The following is a 16,317-nucleotide window of genomic DNA, read 5'->3' on the forward strand; positions in this document are numbered from 1 at the left end:
TCAGTGCCCCCGCTGATTGCTGGGAGCGGCGTTGGCGCTCGCCGGTTGAATAGCTTGGCTGGATTGGATACGAACGATGACATATTCGCCATCCGGCCCCTCAACCATCTCGAAACCGACCTTCTGCCCGGGCTTCAATGGCCGCAGCAATGCTGGATCCCCGGCACGGAAGTCCATGGTCATTGCGGGCCAATTAAGGCTGGTAATCGGATCATGCGCAATGGTTACCGTCGCATGCGCCCAATCCATCGCTTCAATCCTGCCCTCGCCGCGATGCGTCGCCTGTGCAGATGCTGCCGCAGACGTTGCCACGGACGCGGCGCCGGACCTGGCCTGCTCATTTTCGCCAAGCGTAGAACCCGAGGGATGATGGCCGAAGCCGCCGAGCGCCGTCCCGAGGTTGCTCTCGGCATCGATCAGAAAGTTTGCGCTGACCACAACTGCGTCCCCGGCGGCAAGTCCCCCCAGCACTTCAGCGTAGCCATCGGCATGCATGCCCAGTTTTACCGTGCGCGGCTCGAAGCGGCCTTCGCCAAGAGCAACCAGCACCAGCCGTCGCGTGCCGGTGTCAAGCACTGCCGAGTCGGGCACGGTAAGCACTTTATCTTTGCGGTGGGATGAAGAGAACTCGACTCTTCCGTACATGGCTGGCTTGAGCAGACCTTCGTTATTGGATAGCTCAATACGCACTTTGGCGGTGCGGGTCTCCGGCATCACCGTGGGATAGATGAACGTCACCTCGCCGTTAAATATTTTTTCCGGATACGCATCAATCCTGATGGTGGCTGTTTGCCCGCGATGCACCATGGCCAGATCCTGTTCAAACACGTCTGCCAGCATCCATACCCTGGAGAGATCGGAAATCCGGTACAGCACCTCTCCGGGCATGAAGCGCATCCCCTGGATGGCAGGCTTTTCCAGCACCACGCCGCTCACTGGGGAACGCAAGGTAATGGTCTGTCCGATTTCACCCTTCTGCTGCAGGGTTTGCAGGTCGGACTCCGAAATGTCCCAGTTACGCAGCCTCTGCAAGGCACTCTCGGCCAGCCGTTGTATTCCACCCTGGACGTCCGGGCTACTATCCTCGACCGACTTCAATCCCTTCCTGGCGATAGAGTATTCATGTTGTGCCGTGATCAGCTCCGGACTGTACACATCCATCAACGGCTCCCCTTTTTTAACTGCCTGGCCGGTGGTATTGACGTAGAGCCGCTGGATCCAGCCCTCGAACTTGGGCGCCACGGTGTATAGCCGGCGTTCGTCCGCCTGTACTGTCGCTACGGCCCGTACGGTACGAGTGAGCTCCCGCAGCGCGGCGATCTCGGTTCTCACCCCCAGCTTTTGTATTTTTTCGGTACTGATCGTCACTACATCGGATGGGGCCGCTTCACCCTCGTACACCGGCAGGTAGTCCATCCCCATGGAGTCTTTCTTTGGCACCGGCGAAGTATCAGGGTGGCCCATCGGGTTGCGGTAGTAGAGAATCTTGCGATCGGGTATCAAGGTTTTGGGCGGATTAGCCGCTGAAGGCCCGGATTGGGTGTTACCCCACCAATAACCTGCGGCCAGGATTGCAGCGGCCAAGGCGATAACCGCCATCAATTTGGCAGTTGTTTTCATAGAGGCTCCGCTGATAGGGGTAGGCTGCCTGGTGACGGCGGTTTGCCAATGAGAAAATCGATTTCCGCAAGCGCCTTGTTGTAGCTGGCCATGGCTGTCACTAAACTGATTTCATAGTTGAACACCGTCATCTGGCTGTCGAGCAGCGTGAGGAAGTTGACGCGATTGACCCGGTATGCGGCCAATGCCGATTCAACCGTCAGCCGGGCCTGCGGCAGGATGGCGGTCTGGTAGAGCCGCGCCGATTTCAGGCTTTGCTCAGCCATCGCCGTCTGCTGGCGCAGGCTGGCGGTCACTTCATTGCGCTGCGCCTCATACAGGCTCTGGGCCTGATCGCGCTTCGCCAGGGCTTCGGCGACGCGTGGTGCGAGCTTGTTTTCGCGCCACACCGGCAAATTGATCGCTACCGTCAGGGTAACCATATCGGGGCGCCGGGTGCCGTCCAGCATGTTGTCGCGCTGGCCGTATGCCAGGCGTACGTCGAAGTCGGGGTAGTAATTTCTGCGGGCCAGGTCCAGCGCTTTTTCGTTACGTGCCACGATACTTCGCAGCGCCAGCAATTGCGGCCGCTGCGAAAGAGCGGTTTCGCGCAGCGATTCCAGCGTCAAGGTCTCTTCCCGCAGTTGCGGCGGTTCCGGTTCCGGCGCTGCAACCGCTGCGTTGCGGCCAAGCGCGCGAATGAGTTCTGCTTCGATCGTCGGCCGTTCGCGCGTGAGCCTGAGCAGTTCGTCCAGCATTCTGGATACCTGTGTCTGCGCCTTCAGTGCATCGGCCTGGTTTCCCAGGCCTACCCCGTAGTGTTTCTCGGCAATATGCAGAAGATCCTCCAGGATCAGCTTGTTTTTCTCGACCAGCCGGGTCATTTCGAGCGTAAGCCCCAGATCGAAATAAGCGATCTTGATGTCGCGTGCCACCCGGTTCATGGTTTCCTGGTAACCGTAGCCGACGCTCTGCGCGTCCTGGGCGGCGACATCCTTGCGCAAACCCCGTTTACCCGGGAATGGCAGGCGCTGGGACAGGCCAATCATTTTCATGGTCATGTCTTCGCGGTTCAAAGTCGACGATGTCAGGGGCGCGTTGACCAGCCCTGCTTCGAGTACCGGGTCATCGAGCGCTTCCGCAGGTGCAATCCGCTGGCTGGCGGCGTCGCGTTCCCGTAGCGCGGCCTGAATTTCCGGGTTGTTCTCCAGGGCTTCCGAAACCAGGGAAGTCAGGAGGGTGGACTTATGGGTACTGCTCGTTGCAGAGGCTTTTAGCGGAGCGGCAGCGAAAGTCCGTGACCCTCCTTCCGTATGGGCATACCCTGGATCTTCGGCTTGCGCATTGACTGAAATCATTGCCCCGGCAGCCAGTGCCAGTTGCAATACAGCTGAGAATGGGATATTCATCCTGACCTCTTTAAAAAATCTCGTAACACTGCACTATCGGTTTAGTTATGTTGAATAGCGGGTCCAGTGTGCCGCCTGGCGAACTTATGCAAAAAGCATGACACCGGGCGTCGGGCTAATACGGATAAGGCGATTGATTGCCCTTGCTACAGGCGGATTTCTTCTGTCGAAGAATTAAGCGAGAGGGGGATGCTGCGGTTGCTGCAGGATGGCGGAAGTAAAGCGGGAATCAAAAGCGACGGCATAAGAGGAGCCGCCGGTGGAAATCAACGAGGCGTATGTTGCGGGAAGCAGTGTGCTGAAACTTGCGTAGCAAGGGAGGCTCTCACACGGAAGATTGGAGGTCATGTTATCGGGCGCGCTGTGCGTCGTCGAAACCTCCTCGCCATCATCATGAAGGTCGCAAGGGGCAGTAACCGCTGGAATATCAAGGCTGGCACCCATTTGTTTCGCTTGCACGCACAAAGGCATGATGGCGGCGATCGCACCTTGCAGTGGGAGCCACAGCATGATTGAAACCAGTAAAAGTTTTCGTCCGGACACCATGATTGGCTCAGTATAGGTGACTTTTCCTGTGGGGGGCAAGCTGTCTGTAAGAGGGGATCGTTCTATTTTAGTTCCGGCGCCTATATTCCCTTTTAGTCATCGGGAGTACAAAATTGGATAAATACAAGATCTTGCACTATCATGGCACCCATTGTCTCACCCTCCTCCATGCCTGATATCGATTCATTTTTTGCTTCCACTGGTCCGCTTGCCAGAGCTGTACCAGGCTATCGCATGCGCACGCAGCAACTCGAAATGGCACAGGCCATCGCGGGCACCATCGCCACCAATACCATCCTGGTTGCCGAAGCGGGTACCGGTACAGGTAAAACCTTTGCCTATCTGGTGCCGGCGTTGCTAGCGGGGGGCAAGGTGATTATTTCCACCGGCACCAAAAACCTGCAAGACCAGCTGTTCAATCGCGATATTCCCACCGTGCGGGCTGCGCTCAAGGCACCTGTCACCGTGGCGTTATTGAAGGGGCGAGCCAACTATGTCTGCCACTATCATCTGGAGCGCACATTGCAGGATGGGCGCGCAAGCTTCGCCAGCCGCGAGGAAGCGAAGTATTTGAAGCTGATCGAGCGTTACGCGGGTGTTACCCGAAGCGGCGATAAAAGCGGTTTGAGCGAAGTGCCTGAAAACGCGGAGGTCTGGCAACGGGTGACTTCAACGCGCGACAATTGTCTCGGTTCCGATTGCCCAAACTATAAAAATTGCTTCGTCATGGAGGCGCGCAAACAGGCGCTTGCGGCGGATGTGGTGGTCGTCAACCATCATCTCTTTTTCGCCGATGTGATGTTGCGTGATGAAGGATTGTCGGAACTACTGCCCGCCTGCAACACGGTGATATTCGACGAAGCTCACCAGTTGCCCGAAACCGCCAGCCTGTTTTTCGGCGAATCGGTGAGCACCAGTCAATTGCTGGAGCTTGCTCGCGACACGGAGGCCGAAGCGTTGTTGGGCGCGAAGGATTTCACCGCCCTGCCCCCGGCCATTGCGGTAATGGAGAAAGCGGCGCGTGATTTGCGCCTGACTATCGAAGGCGAGAATACACGCATGCCGCTGGCTGTGGTGATGCAAAACGCGAAATTTGGTGGCGCGTTGAATGAGTTGCTGGATAAGCTGGATGCGCTGGCGGCAATGCTGGAAAGCCAGGCGGAGCGCTCGGAGGGGTTGGAAAATTGCTGGCAACGCGCGCGTGAAATCGCCGGCAATATAAAGCGCTGGCGCGATCAGGCCGAATCCGAAGGGTTCGTGCGCTGGGTGGAAGTATTCAGCCACGCGCTGCAACTCAATGCCACCCCGCTCTCCATCGCGGAAATATTCAACAAGCAGCTGAGCGGTTCACCACGCGCCTGGGTTTTTACCTCAGCCACGTTATCGGTGAAAGGTGATTTCTCGCATTACAACAATGAAATGGGTTTGAGCACGGCGTCGAATGCCGCGCAATCCGCCTGCTGGGAAAGCCCGTTCGATTTTGCAAATCAGGCCCTGCTTTATGTGCCAGCAGGTTTGCCAGAACCGAGCAGCCGGGAATATACGCAAGAAGTGGTGAAGGCGGCTCTGCCGGTATTGAAAGCGAGCCGGGGTCGCGCATTTTTCCTGTGCACCAGTCTGCGAGCGATGCAGCGCGTGCACGAATTGCTGATGGCGGCATTCGAACGCGAGAAACTTGATTATCCGATACTGCTGCAAGGCCAGGGTTCGCGCTCCCATATGCTGGAACGCTTCCGCAAGATGGGCAATGCCGTATTGATCGGCAGCCAGTCTTTCTGGGAAGGTGTGGATGTGCGCGGTGAGGCGTTGTCGCTGGTGGTGATCGACAAACTGCCTTTTGCTCCCCCGGATGACCCCGTACTCTCCGCGCGCATCGAAAAAATCAACAAGGAAGGACGCAACGCCTTCATGGAGTACCAACTGCCGCGCGCCGTCATCAACCTCAAACAGGGAGCGGGACGGTTGATCCGCGATGAGACCGACCGTGGCGTGCTGATGATCTGCGACCCGCGTCTCATCACCAAAGCCTACGGCAAAAGGATCTGGCAAAGCTTGCCACCGATGAAGCGTACACGCGAGTTGCTGGAGGTGGAGGAATTCTTTACGAGAAGTGATGAGTTCGCTCGAAGTGAATGACCAATGCAAACTCGAACTGACCGTAGACCGCTCATTTATTAGAATGGCGTCATGATCCACACAGACTTCTTGGGTCACGTCACCTTTACCTTTAATAATGAGTTCGTTACAGGCTGGATTTAGGATAAACTTGGCAACTTAGTACTCTCGCGACGATGCTTTGGTGAACGAGACCAGCGGATGATTGCGGTTGCGACCATGGGCCGGGCGAAAAACATCAGATTGATCGAACGATAAAAATCCTCAATGGCCTGCAAAGATAAAAGCTCCACAGACGCGGTCCGTCCTGCGACAGAAGAGCCTGCAAGCGCGGGTCAGGCACTGCGCGAGCGTCTCAAGGAGATCACCTGTCTCTATGAGATTCGCCGTGGCATGGGGTTGGAATTATCGGTGGAGATTGTCTGCCAGAACATTTTCGAACACCTGATACCTGCCATGCAGTTTCCGGAGATTGCCACCGCCATGATCGAGCTCGATGGCAGGCGCTTTACCTCCGAGAATCATGGTCAGGGCCTTACGCACGAGCTGCAGTCGAAGATTAGCGCCAACGACGAATTACGCGGTCAATTACGCGTGTTCTATCCCGAAGACAAGCCATTCCTGGTGCCGGAAGAGCAGCGGCTTATCGACACTGTCGCGAGCGATCTGGAAAAGTGGCTTGAGCGCAAACAGATCGATGGGGCGCTGCGTGAGCGCCTGAAGGAAATCACCTGTCTCTACGAGATTCGCCGTGGCATGGGGCTGGAATTATCGGTGGAGAATGTCTGCCAGAATATTTTCGAACACCTCATACCCGCCATGCAGTTCCCGGAAATTGCCACCGCCATGATCGAACTCGATGGCAAGCGCTTCACTTCCGAAAATCACGGCCAGGGCCTTACGCATGAGCTACAGTCGAAGATTAGCGTCAACCACAAAACCTGCGGGCAGTTGCGCGTGTTCTATCCCGAAGACAAGCCGTTCCTGGTGCCCGAAGAGCAGCGGCTCATCGACGCGGTCGCAAGCGATCTGGAAAAATGGCTTGAGCGCAAACAGATCGATGAGGCGCTGCATGAGCGTCTGAAGGAAATCACCTGTCTCTACGAGATTCGCCGTGGCATGGGGCTGGAATTATCGGTGGATAATGCTTGCCGGTATATTTTTGAATACCTGATACCCGCCATGCAATTCCCGGAAATTGCCACCGCCATGATCGAACTCGATGGCAGGCGTTTCACCTCGGAGAACCATGGCCAGGGCCTTACGCACGAGCTGCAGGCGAAAATTAGCGCCAATAATAAACCCTGCGGGCAGTTGCGCGTGTTCTATCCCGAAGACAAGCCATTCCTGGTGCCCGAAGAGCAGCGGCTCATCGACGCGGTCGCGAGCGATCTGGAGCGATGGCTCGAGCGCAAACGCCTGGAGCAAGCACTGGTTTCCATAGCGGAAGAACAGCAGCGGCTGATCGGGCAGGAATTGCACGATAATCTCGGGCAGCAGATCGCGGCGATCAGCTATCAAGCCAAGGCCCTGGAAAAAAAAATAGCCACATCGTCGTGTGAGGATGCGGCAACGGTCGCCGCTTCCATCGCGACACAGGCACAGGTCGCCGTGATGCAATGCAAACAGATCGCACAAGGGTTGCTTCCGTTTGAACTGGAGACCAATGGCCTGACGGCCGCGTTGCGGGCATTTGCATCGAGAATCGCAATTACCTATAAGATTACTTGTGATTTTGTATGCGAAAATAAAGTCCTTATCAAGGATAAGGACCTTGCGCTCAATCTTTACCGGATTGTCCAGGAGGCCACCAACAATGCAATACGTCATGGTGGCGCGCAACATGTGGCAATTTTGCTGGCCGTCGAAGAAGAGATGCTCCACCTGTCGATAAGCGATAATGGCAGCGGCTTTGCCGGTACGGACACAAAACATGGAGTGACGCCGGGGATGGGTATTAAAATTATGCAATATCGCGCCAGACAGCATGGCGCGATGCTGGAATTCCTGTCGCGTGCGGAAGGGGGAGTGGAAGTCCGGCTGGAAATGCGAATAGTTTAGGAGTTTCTCAGTATGTTGGCCTTGAAAGCACAAGTAATGCTGGTGGACGATCATGCCATGTTGCGGCATGGCATGGCGATGCTCATTAATCTTGAGCCGGATATGGAGGTATTTGCCGAGGCCGGCGATGGAGACGAAGCGCTGGCCACACTTAAAGCAGGGCATCATGCCGATATCGTTTTAATGGATGTGTCTCTCAAGACCCTCTCCGGTTTTGAAGTCATAAAAAGTATGCACAACCTGATCCCCGCACTACCCGTACTCGTCGTCTCCATGCATGACGAAGGCGCATATGCGGAACGTGCTTTGCGGGCCGGTGCGCGGGGCTATGTGATGAAGCAAGAGCCGGGTGAAGTGCTGGTATCCGCTATCCGCGAGGTATTAAAGGGAAATGTTTATCTGAGCAAGCAGATGCACGCCAGGCTGTTGAACCGGGTCGCGACCGGAAATTCGGAGCCTGAGCCGTTGATCAACAGCCTGACCCCCAGTGAGTTTGAAGTGCTGCATTTGATCGGATCCGGGCATAGCAGTCAGGAAATTGCCAGATTGCTTAGCCGCAGTATCAAAACTATTGAAACGCATCGCTTCAATATTCGTACCAAACTGAATTTGAGAGATGGTGCCGATTTGATACGTTACGCCACTCACTGGATTTCCGAGGCACAATAACAGCAGTGCCATTGCCTCAGCTACAGGCTGAACCCGTATTTTTCACGGGGTCTGATTTATTTCAGGGCGGCAGGAAGTCCGGCTGGTTTTCCTCATAGCGTGCCTACATTTACATTAGTCACTTTTTCCATGAAAATGTGACCTAAGGGTTTCCCCTAGTATAAAACCAGGGTTTCCCTAATTACTCAATAGTGTGGACTGAGTTAGGATAATTTTAATTCTATCCGGGTTCATTACTATCATGAAAACAAGGTTAGGAACATTTATTGCGGTCCTGTCCACGTTGGGTCTATTGGCTTCCTGCGCACAGATGGGGCCTCTCGAAAAGCAGAGTGATGATATTAACAAGGCTGCACAGAATGCCAGAACCTATGCCGATCATGAAAATTTGGCAAAGCAATATGCAAATACGGCCAAAGAAATACAGGTAAAAGCGGAAGAGCAAAAGAAATTGCTGCAGCATTATGAAGAAAAAAGCTATCTCTATGGTAGACAGGCGCAAGATATCCAATCACGTACCTGGGCCTTGCTGAACAAATATCAGCAAGCCGCGGAGGAAAACATACATCAGGCTGCTTTTCACCAGAGAATGGCATCCGAGCTTGCGAAGCGCGATTACGCCGCTCCCGCGGAAACACCGGGCCAGCGGAATCGGGAAAACAAGGCCAAGGTCGGATCAGATCCTAAAGACCGAATTTAACTAATTCGGCGGTTGACCACACTGATCAGACAATCTCGTACTATTTGACTCTCACCTTCCGGGTGAGGCAGCTACGAGATGAATTGTACAGTTTTTGTGGTACATGATTTCGTTGCTCACAACGCCTTGAAATGGAATGGGCATTCCGTGACATCGCACCTTTCCCTGTACCCCAAAAAATCACACACCTGCTTCACCCTGCCCAATTCCCGAAGTTAGGGTTTGCGGAGGAAATCACACTGCATCGCAGAATATATTGCCATGCGAAGAAGTGCCGTTATTTCTTTTCTGAGCACGATACCCGCAAAGCGTATTCATTTCGACAAAATTCGATAAATGCTTGCGCAGCGGGTCAGCGTCTTGAAGTGAGGCGAGCAGTTTTTCCACCGCGCTTTGCTTTTTAAATTCGTATTCATTAGCCCTGAGTGCTTCACCCCGCAGATGGTAAAATTTCGCGGCTGTGGCATATGCGCGCCAGGCAGCAAGCGGAATTTCCGTGCTCTCCACAATAGCGAGTGCCTCCGCAATTTGTGAATCCGCTTCATCCAGCACATTTTCCTTTATGGCGATTTCGGCAAAAAGGGAATAGCTGAGCGCGAGATATGTGTTCTCTGGCGCGCCAGCTGAAAGGTCGTGCAGCCGCTGGGCGTAATAACGCGCTTTTCCGAATTCTCCCAGTGATAGCCACGCTTCACAGGCTCCCTGACAAGCTGGGAAGGAGTAGTTGCGGGACAGGGGCAACGATTCGTTTTTCTCCGCCTGAAAAAAAATTTCAAAACATCGAATCGCTCCCTTGTAGTCTCCAAGTCCGAGTAATGCCCTTCCCCGTATGGCCGAAAAATGAGCCGAGATATAGGTAGCCCAAGGTCCGGAATTCTCCGATGGGGCTTCTTCACAATAGGTTTTGGCACCTGCAAAATCGCAGGCCTCTACATGCAGCCAGGCCATCATGATCTGACGATGCAAACGGAGCGGTAAGTTTGCATCGTTGCAGTTGGATTCGAATGCACGCCTGCTCTCCTCCGCAACCTTGCGCAATTTTTGCCATTCACCCAGATGCAGCAAAGCCAATCCGCAGTAGTAGTGTCCAACTATAAACATGTAACCATCACCCAGTGTGCGCGATAACGCCAGGGCTTCTTCAGCTGTTGCCCAGGCACTCCTGTAACGCGAAGCCAGCAATTCGATATAGATATGCTGTGTCAGCCGGGCGTGCAGTAACTGAGGATTTGCGCTGGCCCGGGCGACATCCATGGCTTCGCGGCACGCGCTTGCACAGTCGTCGCGCCATTGACCAAATAATAAATTCAGTCCACCCCACATGCCCTTGACCACCGATTGAAGAATCTTGTCATCAAGATCTTTACTACGCACCAATGCTTGTTCCGCCAATTCCAGACATTGACGGCGGTCCAGCCATACCAGCACACGGCTCAGTTCGATAAGTGCCAGAACCTCTGCCCGGGAACTTCCCGAGGTTCTGGCCGTGGCAAGCATATTTTCCAGGTCGGCTTTAGCGCCGGCCATATCACCCAGCGAGCGTCTTATTGCTGACGATTGCTTCAGGAGGTCTATGCGTGTTTCCACCTGCTGTCCTGCCGGCAACTGGTCAATCATGCCCAACGCACGCACCAGGTAGTCATAGGCCTGGTGATTGGCGAAACGATGCGCGGCGTTAGCGGCTGATAACGTCAGATAGTGAACCGCTCGAATCCAATCCCACCCTTTTTCAAAATGCAAGGCCAATTCTGCGGCATGTTTCAGGTTCAGCCTGCCATGCACCTTCTCCAGACATTCACCAATACGCAAATGTAATCGGATGATCTGGCCAGGAGCAAACCGCTGATAGAGCACTTCGACGTACAAGGCATGGCGGAACGCATAGTGGCCGACAACATCGCCCTGCGAATCCTGCTCCATGCCGTCTGGAATCAGGATCTGGCCGCGCCTGACCAAGGCATCGCAGCAGCGGTCTACGTCGGTAATCTCCATATCGAGCACCGCACCGAGCAATATCACCGAAAAGTGCGACCCTATCACGCTGGCGACATCCAGCACACGCCGTTCATCAGGGCTTAATCGTTCAATTTCGCGTTCGATCACACGCCGGATAGTATCCGGGAGTGCCTTATCCACCATTAGCTCTCGTGCAGAAGGCCAATGCTGGTGCTGATTTACCAGATATTCGATCAGATTGGAAACGAATAGCGGATGCCCGCCCGTCCTGACAAAAAGGGCCTGACTCACCGAGTCGGGCATTTCCATGGCGGGGAAACGCCGGGTAAGAAAGTCTTTAACCTCGTCCGCAGAGAACGGATCAATGGCAATCTCATAACTCATCTCCCGTAACTGCAATTCACGATGGACCAATGCGACGGAATGTGCCTGCAAGGCAGCATCGACCGGCCGATAGCTCGCCAATACCAGCAGGGCTGCGGACTCGCTTCGCCGTGCCAGCAAACCGAGAAAGTCCAATGTTGCGTGATCGCTCCAATGGAGATCCTCCAGCACGAGAATCAAGGGAGCATCCTTGCTCAAGGTTTCCAGTAGCTCGCATCCCTCGCGTATCATGCGCTCCCGGCTCGCGCCAAAGATTTCACGTTGAAGAGCTTCTCGTTCTTCGGGTTGCAGTACCGATGGCAGCTGTGCAAGCCAGATCGGCGCATGACGATGCAATAGCTCGATCATTTTGACGCCTTCCGGTGCGCGACAATGCTTTTCGATGGCTTCAATCATTGGAAGCAGTGCCTCACCCTGACCAAAATGTTCCACGCAGCGCATGCGTAAAACCAGCGGGGCATCATTGCTTATCTCGTTGAGAAACATCTCGATCAGGGTCGTTTTGCCGATTCCCGGTTCGCCTGTCAGGAAAGCAATCTGGCGCAGACCCTTCAGCGAATGCTGCCAGATAGCCAGCAATTGGGCCTGAGCCGTTTCACGGCCGATCCACCAGTTTGCTCTGTTACCTGGCGGAGTTGCGCGGCGAATGCCGGCAGGGGATTTTTCTGCAAATTCTCCCGTTTTTTCTGATGGGTTGATCTTGGTAACGGGGGCGATGAAGCGGTAGCCACGTCGTGCCACCGTTACGAGATAGACTGGCGCACGGGCATCGTCTCCGAGGGCCTGTCGCAACTCATTGATGCACACTTTCAGCACCGATTCGCCGACATGGCGATGCTGCCACACGCTATCCAGCAACTCGTCCTTCGTCACCAGTTGCCCATGCCGCTCAATCAGGTAGCATAACGCGGCAAAATTCTTGGGCCGCAAGGGCACGACTTGATCATCATGCCAAAGTATGGCGTTGGCCTTATCCAGCTTGAAGGAATGGAACTTCCAATAGCTTGTCTGAATTCCGGTATCCATATGGGTATTATCCTAAATCCGGCAGTTGACCGCTTATTTACTAGGTTAGTAGTTTGATTAATAACAATACTTTTTGATATCTGACCCCTATCTTCGGGATGAGCCCTACTACAGCTACTGGATTTTGCATGGTTTCTCTCCCAATGACTGGCAGAAATTTAACCAATATTTAACTGTTCTTTTACGACTCCCCGCGTGAGTTTAGGTATTGTTCGGTCATACCTGTGGTGGTCCGAATGATCATTTCAGGTCAAGCATTGAACGTTTATCTATCCTGGCGGCACTTCAAGGAAATGGATAATGAAAAAATCAGAATTGATAGATATGTTCGGCTTAAGGGGTGATTCATCAAGTAATGATCAACTGGATGATCTACTTTTTCGCCTTGAATCAGACATTCCAAATGTACTTGAAACACACTCGAAAGTCACCTGCTTGTCATCCCTTACGACGATAACCATTGCAAGTTTCGGGTCCGATGATGTTCTTGCCATTCCTGAAAGACGGAACAGAGTGGCATGTCCCGAGAAAGCCGGAGGTTTGTTGTATGAATCTCTATCGACCTCGATGAGACTGACGGTAGCGTCGTGATGATCTGCAACCCTAATCGAACAATCATTGAGCGGTTCCCGCCGCTTCAGGCGATTCCATCGGCCGAACTTCCTGGCCATTCAGCATCGATACAAATGCTGATTGAAATGAGTGGTGTGCATGCCACGGATACCGTGCTTGACGTTGCCTGCGGTCCCGGCCTGGTTGCATGCGAGTTCGCTGCCCATGCCCGGTTTGTAACCGGTATGGATATTACATCCAGGATGATCGCAGCAGCCAGGGAAAGACAGGCTGAAAAACAACTCCATAATCTTGCCTGGCAAATTGGAGACGTTTCTCTTCTACCTTTTTCATCGAATAGTTTTGACATCGTCCTGGCTCGATACAGCTTTCACCACTTCGAGAAACCGGAAATGGTTTTGTCGGAAATGATTCGGGTTTGCAAGCCAGGAGGACGTGTTCTCGTGGCCGATGTGGTCATGCCGTCAGATAAAGCGGAGTCCTATAATCAACTCGAAAAAATTCGCGATCCATCACATGTCAAGGCGTTGGAAATATCTGAAATCGTCAGGCTCATCCATAATTCGAGGCTTCTGGATTTGAAGATCCAGCAACATAAAGTCGAGGGTGAAGTTGAGCAGCAATTAAATATTTCATCTCCTGCTCCCGGCGACGCAGACAAGATCCGTAGGTTGTTCAGATCGGATATCGATAAGGATCACTTGGGAATCAATGTCCACCTCGAAGGTGAGGCGATGCGCTTCGCCATTCCAATTGTGGTTCTCGCCGGTACAAAAGCCCGGTGCTTATACGGATTGAAACGACCGCCTGTGGCCATTCCAGATCCTTCGTTTGCCGGTTAGACGCGACGCGGTCCGCACTCCCCGCCGGATCGAGTCGCGTCCTTTCTTTAACAGAACTCTTCCCGTGGCATACTTCTTGAACCCTCATCAAATTTTGGCGCGCTGCAGGCGGATGTAAATACTCAGCCCTTCGTCCGGTTCGTTTCTTGCCATGATTTCGCCGCCATATAGCTGAACAGCGCGTTCGGCGATGGCTAACCCAAGCCCATGCCCACCGCTTAAGCGATCCCTGGCCTCCTCTACCCTTACGAATGGCTCAAACAGATGAGGCAGCATTTCTTCGGGCGCTCCGGGTCCGTGATCGCGCACCTGAACAATGATGCTGTCCGGATTTCCGGCGTCTTCTCGCATGCTTATTTCAACTGCCGTATCCCGTTTTGTGTACTTGATAGCATTGCGAATGACGTTTTCAATTGCACTGTGAAGCAGCATGGCGTTTGCTTTCACCATGACCGGAAAGGCTTTCTGCAATTTCACTTGGCAGCCCCTTGAATCCGCCTCAAATTGCGCATCCTCAATGAGGTCTTCGAGCATCTCCTGCATGTCAATCCGGTCGATATGTGCCGCGTCCACCCCCGCTTCCAGACGGGAGAGCGCGAGAAGCTGGCCAATCAACTCATTCAGGCGCTCTATTTCAAGCTCGATGCGGTCAAGCTCTTTTTCAGCCTGACCGTTTGATCGCTGCCTGGCAAGACCCAATGCGACCTGCAAGCGTGCGAGCGGGGAACGCAGTTCATGAGAGGCATCACTCAGCAATTGCCGCTGCGCGCCGAACACTTTCTCGAGCCGTTCGGCCATCTTGTCGAATGCACCTGCCAGATCGGCAATCTCATCCCGGCGGTTGCCCATGGATGGGACGACCCGCTGGGTAAGGTCTCCGGCCGCAATGTGCTGGGTGGCGCGCCGCAGCCGCTCAAGCGGAAAAGTCAGGTAGCGGCTGAGGAGCAGGCAAATCAGCGCACTTACCAGTGCTGCGACTGCCATGGGAAGCCCAATGACCCTGGGGCGTTGCAAAATCCTGAGTAAGGTAATGCTCTGAAAGTCAGGGATCATGCGGTAGGCGCTTCCATCCGGTAACCGGATAGGCTGCTGGTGAGGCGGCCTTTTTCGTTCTCCGCGTTCCGCATGCTCCCGCCTTCGATCCAGCCTTGCGATGATGTCGGCTGGAATCTCCCGTTCAAGCAGATCCTTCCCCGCCTCATCGATGAGGAAAATGGGTATGGCTTCACTGTGGTCCAGGCGATCCAGCCACTCTTTAAGGCCTTCGATACCTTTCTGTTTTGCGACTGTTTGACCCTGATTAAAATATTCCGAGAGACGTGTACGTATGCTGCCGATATCCTGTTGCGTCCGGATATGTTCGAGATAGCTCGAAGCCGCAAACATGAGCAATGCGGCAAAGATGATCAGCGTGAGCCAGAATGACAGAAATATTTTCCAGAATAGTCTGTGCACCGTTAGCAGCCTGTCGGACTTGAAGAATTGAAGCGAAAAAGTGACTGGGCGAGCATAGATTTTGACGATTTTGAAGGCCAGTAGTTGTTCTATTGGTCAAGAAAGTGGCTAGGTATTGACCGGCCAGATGCTTTTGCAGCCGATTTCCTTTAAGTCCGACAGGCTCCTAGGTCCGCGAATAAATGTAACCAACACCGCGGACAGTTTTAATCCGCTCCCGGCCATCGGATAACGTCCCCAGTTTTTTACGCAGGTTGCTGACGTGCATGTCGAGACTGCGGTCATAGCGGCTCAATTTCCGGCCAAGCGCCCGCTCGGACAGATTCGCCTTCGACACGACGTTGCCGGCTTCGCGCAGCAATATGTCCAATACGCTGAATTCCGTGCTGGTCATGGATACGGGATTATTACCGCACACTACCATACGTGAGCCCATGTGCATGACAAGATCATCCAATGCAATCTGATCGGGCCGCTCACCGCCATTTTGCAATTCGCCTTTTGTCTCCACTCTTCTCAGGATTGCGCGAATCCGTGCTACCAGTACGCGAGGACTGGATGGTTTGGCCAGATAGTCGTCCGCACCGAGCTCAAGCCCGACAATACTGTCGATGTCATCTCCGCGTGCCGTCAACATCAGCACGGGGAGTAAGGATCGCACACGCAGTTCACGCAATACGTCGAAACCGCTCCGGTTGGGCATCATGACATCCAGTATCAGTAAATCATATGGGTTGGCCAGCGCCTTGCGCAGCGCGGCATCGCCATCATGAGCCGCATCGACATCGAAGCCCTCTTTGCGGAGGTAGTCGACCAGCATATCGCTCAATTCAATGTCGTCATCTGCCAGTAGTATGCGCGCCATCCGTTTTCCAAAATCAAGTTGTTGTGAACCATCAGGTGATCCATTTGTTATGGATATTGCCAAATTACGGCAAACAAATACAGCGGGCTCTGACTTCTTTACACAAATTTACGCTTT

12 protein-coding genes are annotated in these 16,317 nt (G+C 53.9%); 6 read left to right on the forward strand and 6 right to left on the reverse strand.

Annotated elements, in window-relative coordinates; genetic code table 11:
* The 3 genes from BLR00_RS09720 to BLR00_RS09730 form a co-directional block, all read right to left on the reverse strand.
* Positions 1–1,620, reverse strand: a complete 1,620-nt coding sequence (locus BLR00_RS09720) for an efflux RND transporter periplasmic adaptor subunit (RefSeq protein ID WP_074632164.1) — start codon at positions 1,618–1,620, stop codon at positions 1–3.
* The gene (locus BLR00_RS09725; RefSeq protein WP_074632165.1) at positions 1,617–3,008 is read right to left on the reverse strand and encodes a TolC family protein; all 1,392 of its coding nucleotides are present in this window, start codon (positions 3,006–3,008) and stop codon (positions 1,617–1,619) included. Before BLR00_RS09725 ends, BLR00_RS09720 begins: the two co-directional genes overlap by 4 nt.
* A gap of 174 nt (positions 3,009–3,182) precedes the next feature.
* Positions 3,183–3,518, reverse strand: coding sequence for a hypothetical protein (locus BLR00_RS09730; protein WP_143007639.1), 336 nt, complete (start codon positions 3,516–3,518; stop codon positions 3,183–3,185).
* A 204-nt stretch (positions 3,519–3,722) separates the two neighbouring features.
* On the opposite strand from BLR00_RS09730, the gene BLR00_RS09735 reads away from it, so the two are divergent.
* The 4 genes from BLR00_RS09735 to BLR00_RS09750 all read left to right on the forward strand — a co-directional run bounded on the left by BLR00_RS09735 (position 3,723) and on the right by BLR00_RS09750 (position 9,099).
* The gene (locus tag BLR00_RS09735) at positions 3,723–5,690 is read left to right on the forward strand and encodes a DNA repair helicase YoaA (RefSeq protein WP_074634245.1); all 1,968 of its coding nucleotides are present in this window, start codon (positions 3,723–3,725) and stop codon (positions 5,688–5,690) included.
* 246 nt (positions 5,691–5,936) lie between these two features.
* Entirely contained in the window at positions 5,937–7,730 is a 1,794-nt protein-coding gene (locus BLR00_RS09740; protein WP_074632167.1) for a sensor histidine kinase, read from the forward strand.
* A gap of 12 nt (positions 7,731–7,742) precedes the next feature.
* Positions 7,743–8,399 carry a response regulator gene (locus tag BLR00_RS09745; RefSeq protein WP_074632168.1) on the forward strand — a complete coding sequence of 219 codons (657 nt, stop codon included), beginning with the start codon at positions 7,743–7,745 and terminating at the stop codon, positions 8,397–8,399.
* 241 nt (positions 8,400–8,640) lie between these two features.
* Positions 8,641–9,099: a hypothetical protein gene (locus BLR00_RS09750; protein ID WP_074632169.1), complete on the forward strand. Its 459-nt coding sequence runs from the start codon at positions 8,641–8,643 to the stop codon at positions 9,097–9,099.
* A gap of 234 nt (positions 9,100–9,333) precedes the next feature.
* Here BLR00_RS09750 and BLR00_RS09755 read toward each other — a convergent pair whose 3' ends face one another.
* Complete coding sequence (locus BLR00_RS09755; protein ID WP_074632170.1) at positions 9,334–12,465, reverse strand: AAA family ATPase; 3,132 nt, start codon at positions 12,463–12,465, stop codon at positions 9,334–9,336.
* Positions 12,466–12,765: 300 nt separating this feature from the next.
* Between BLR00_RS09755 and BLR00_RS09760 the strand changes: the two genes are divergently transcribed.
* Both BLR00_RS09760 and BLR00_RS09765 read left to right on the forward strand, forming a co-directional pair.
* Positions 12,766–13,056 carry a hypothetical protein gene (locus BLR00_RS09760; protein ID WP_074632171.1) on the forward strand — a complete coding sequence of 97 codons (291 nt, stop codon included), beginning with the start codon at positions 12,766–12,768 and terminating at the stop codon, positions 13,054–13,056.
* Between the two features lie 95 nt (positions 13,057–13,151).
* Positions 13,152–13,880, forward strand: a complete 729-nt coding sequence (locus tag BLR00_RS09765; protein ID WP_218124321.1) for a class I SAM-dependent methyltransferase — start codon at positions 13,152–13,154, stop codon at positions 13,878–13,880.
* Between the two features lie 87 nt (positions 13,881–13,967).
* Here the strand turns inward: BLR00_RS09765 and BLR00_RS09770 are convergent, their stop codons facing one another.
* On the reverse strand, positions 13,968–15,335 hold the full coding sequence (locus BLR00_RS09770) for an ATP-binding protein (RefSeq protein WP_074632173.1): 1,368 nt from the start codon (positions 15,333–15,335) through the stop codon (positions 13,968–13,970).
* Between the two features lie 166 nt (positions 15,336–15,501).
* The gene (locus BLR00_RS09775) at positions 15,502–16,200 is read right to left on the reverse strand and encodes a response regulator transcription factor (protein ID WP_074632174.1); all 699 of its coding nucleotides are present in this window, start codon (positions 16,198–16,200) and stop codon (positions 15,502–15,504) included.
* Positions 16,201–16,317: the final 117 nt, after the last annotated feature.

It is taken from the genome of Nitrosospira multiformis (assembly GCF_900103165.1).
Lineage (GTDB): Bacteria > Pseudomonadota > Gammaproteobacteria > Burkholderiales > Nitrosomonadaceae > Nitrosospira > Nitrosospira multiformis_D.

Excerpts from the sequence above, each read along its gene's own strand:
- BLR00_RS09720 (WP_074632164.1), bottom strand. The coding sequence starts at position 1,620 with ATGAAAACAACTGCCAAATTGATGGCGGTTATCGCCTTGGCCGCTGCA.
- BLR00_RS09725 (WP_074632165.1), bottom strand. The coding sequence starts at position 3,008 with ATGAATATCCCATTCTCAGCTGTATTGCAACTGGCACTGGCTGCCGGG.
- BLR00_RS09730 (WP_143007639.1), bottom strand. The coding sequence starts at position 3,518 with ATGCTGTGGCTCCCACTGCAAGGTGCGATCGCCGCCATCATGCCTTTG.
- BLR00_RS09735 (WP_074634245.1), top strand. The coding sequence starts at position 3,723 with ATGCCTGATATCGATTCATTTTTTGCTTCCACTGGTCCGCTTGCCAGA.
- BLR00_RS09740 (WP_074632167.1), top strand. The coding sequence starts at position 5,937 with ATGGCCTGCAAAGATAAAAGCTCCACAGACGCGGTCCGTCCTGCGACA.
- BLR00_RS09745 (WP_074632168.1), top strand. The coding sequence starts at position 7,743 with ATGTTGGCCTTGAAAGCACAAGTAATGCTGGTGGACGATCATGCCATG.
- BLR00_RS09750 (WP_074632169.1), top strand. The coding sequence starts at position 8,641 with ATGAAAACAAGGTTAGGAACATTTATTGCGGTCCTGTCCACGTTGGGT.
- BLR00_RS09755 (WP_074632170.1), bottom strand. The coding sequence starts at position 12,465 with ATGGATACCGGAATTCAGACAAGCTATTGGAAGTTCCATTCCTTCAAG.
- BLR00_RS09760 (WP_074632171.1), top strand. The coding sequence starts at position 12,766 with ATGAAAAAATCAGAATTGATAGATATGTTCGGCTTAAGGGGTGATTCA.
- BLR00_RS09765 (WP_218124321.1), top strand. The coding sequence starts at position 13,152 with ATGCTGATTGAAATGAGTGGTGTGCATGCCACGGATACCGTGCTTGAC.
- BLR00_RS09775 (WP_074632174.1), bottom strand. The coding sequence starts at position 16,200 with ATGGCGCGCATACTACTGGCAGATGACGACATTGAATTGAGCGATATG.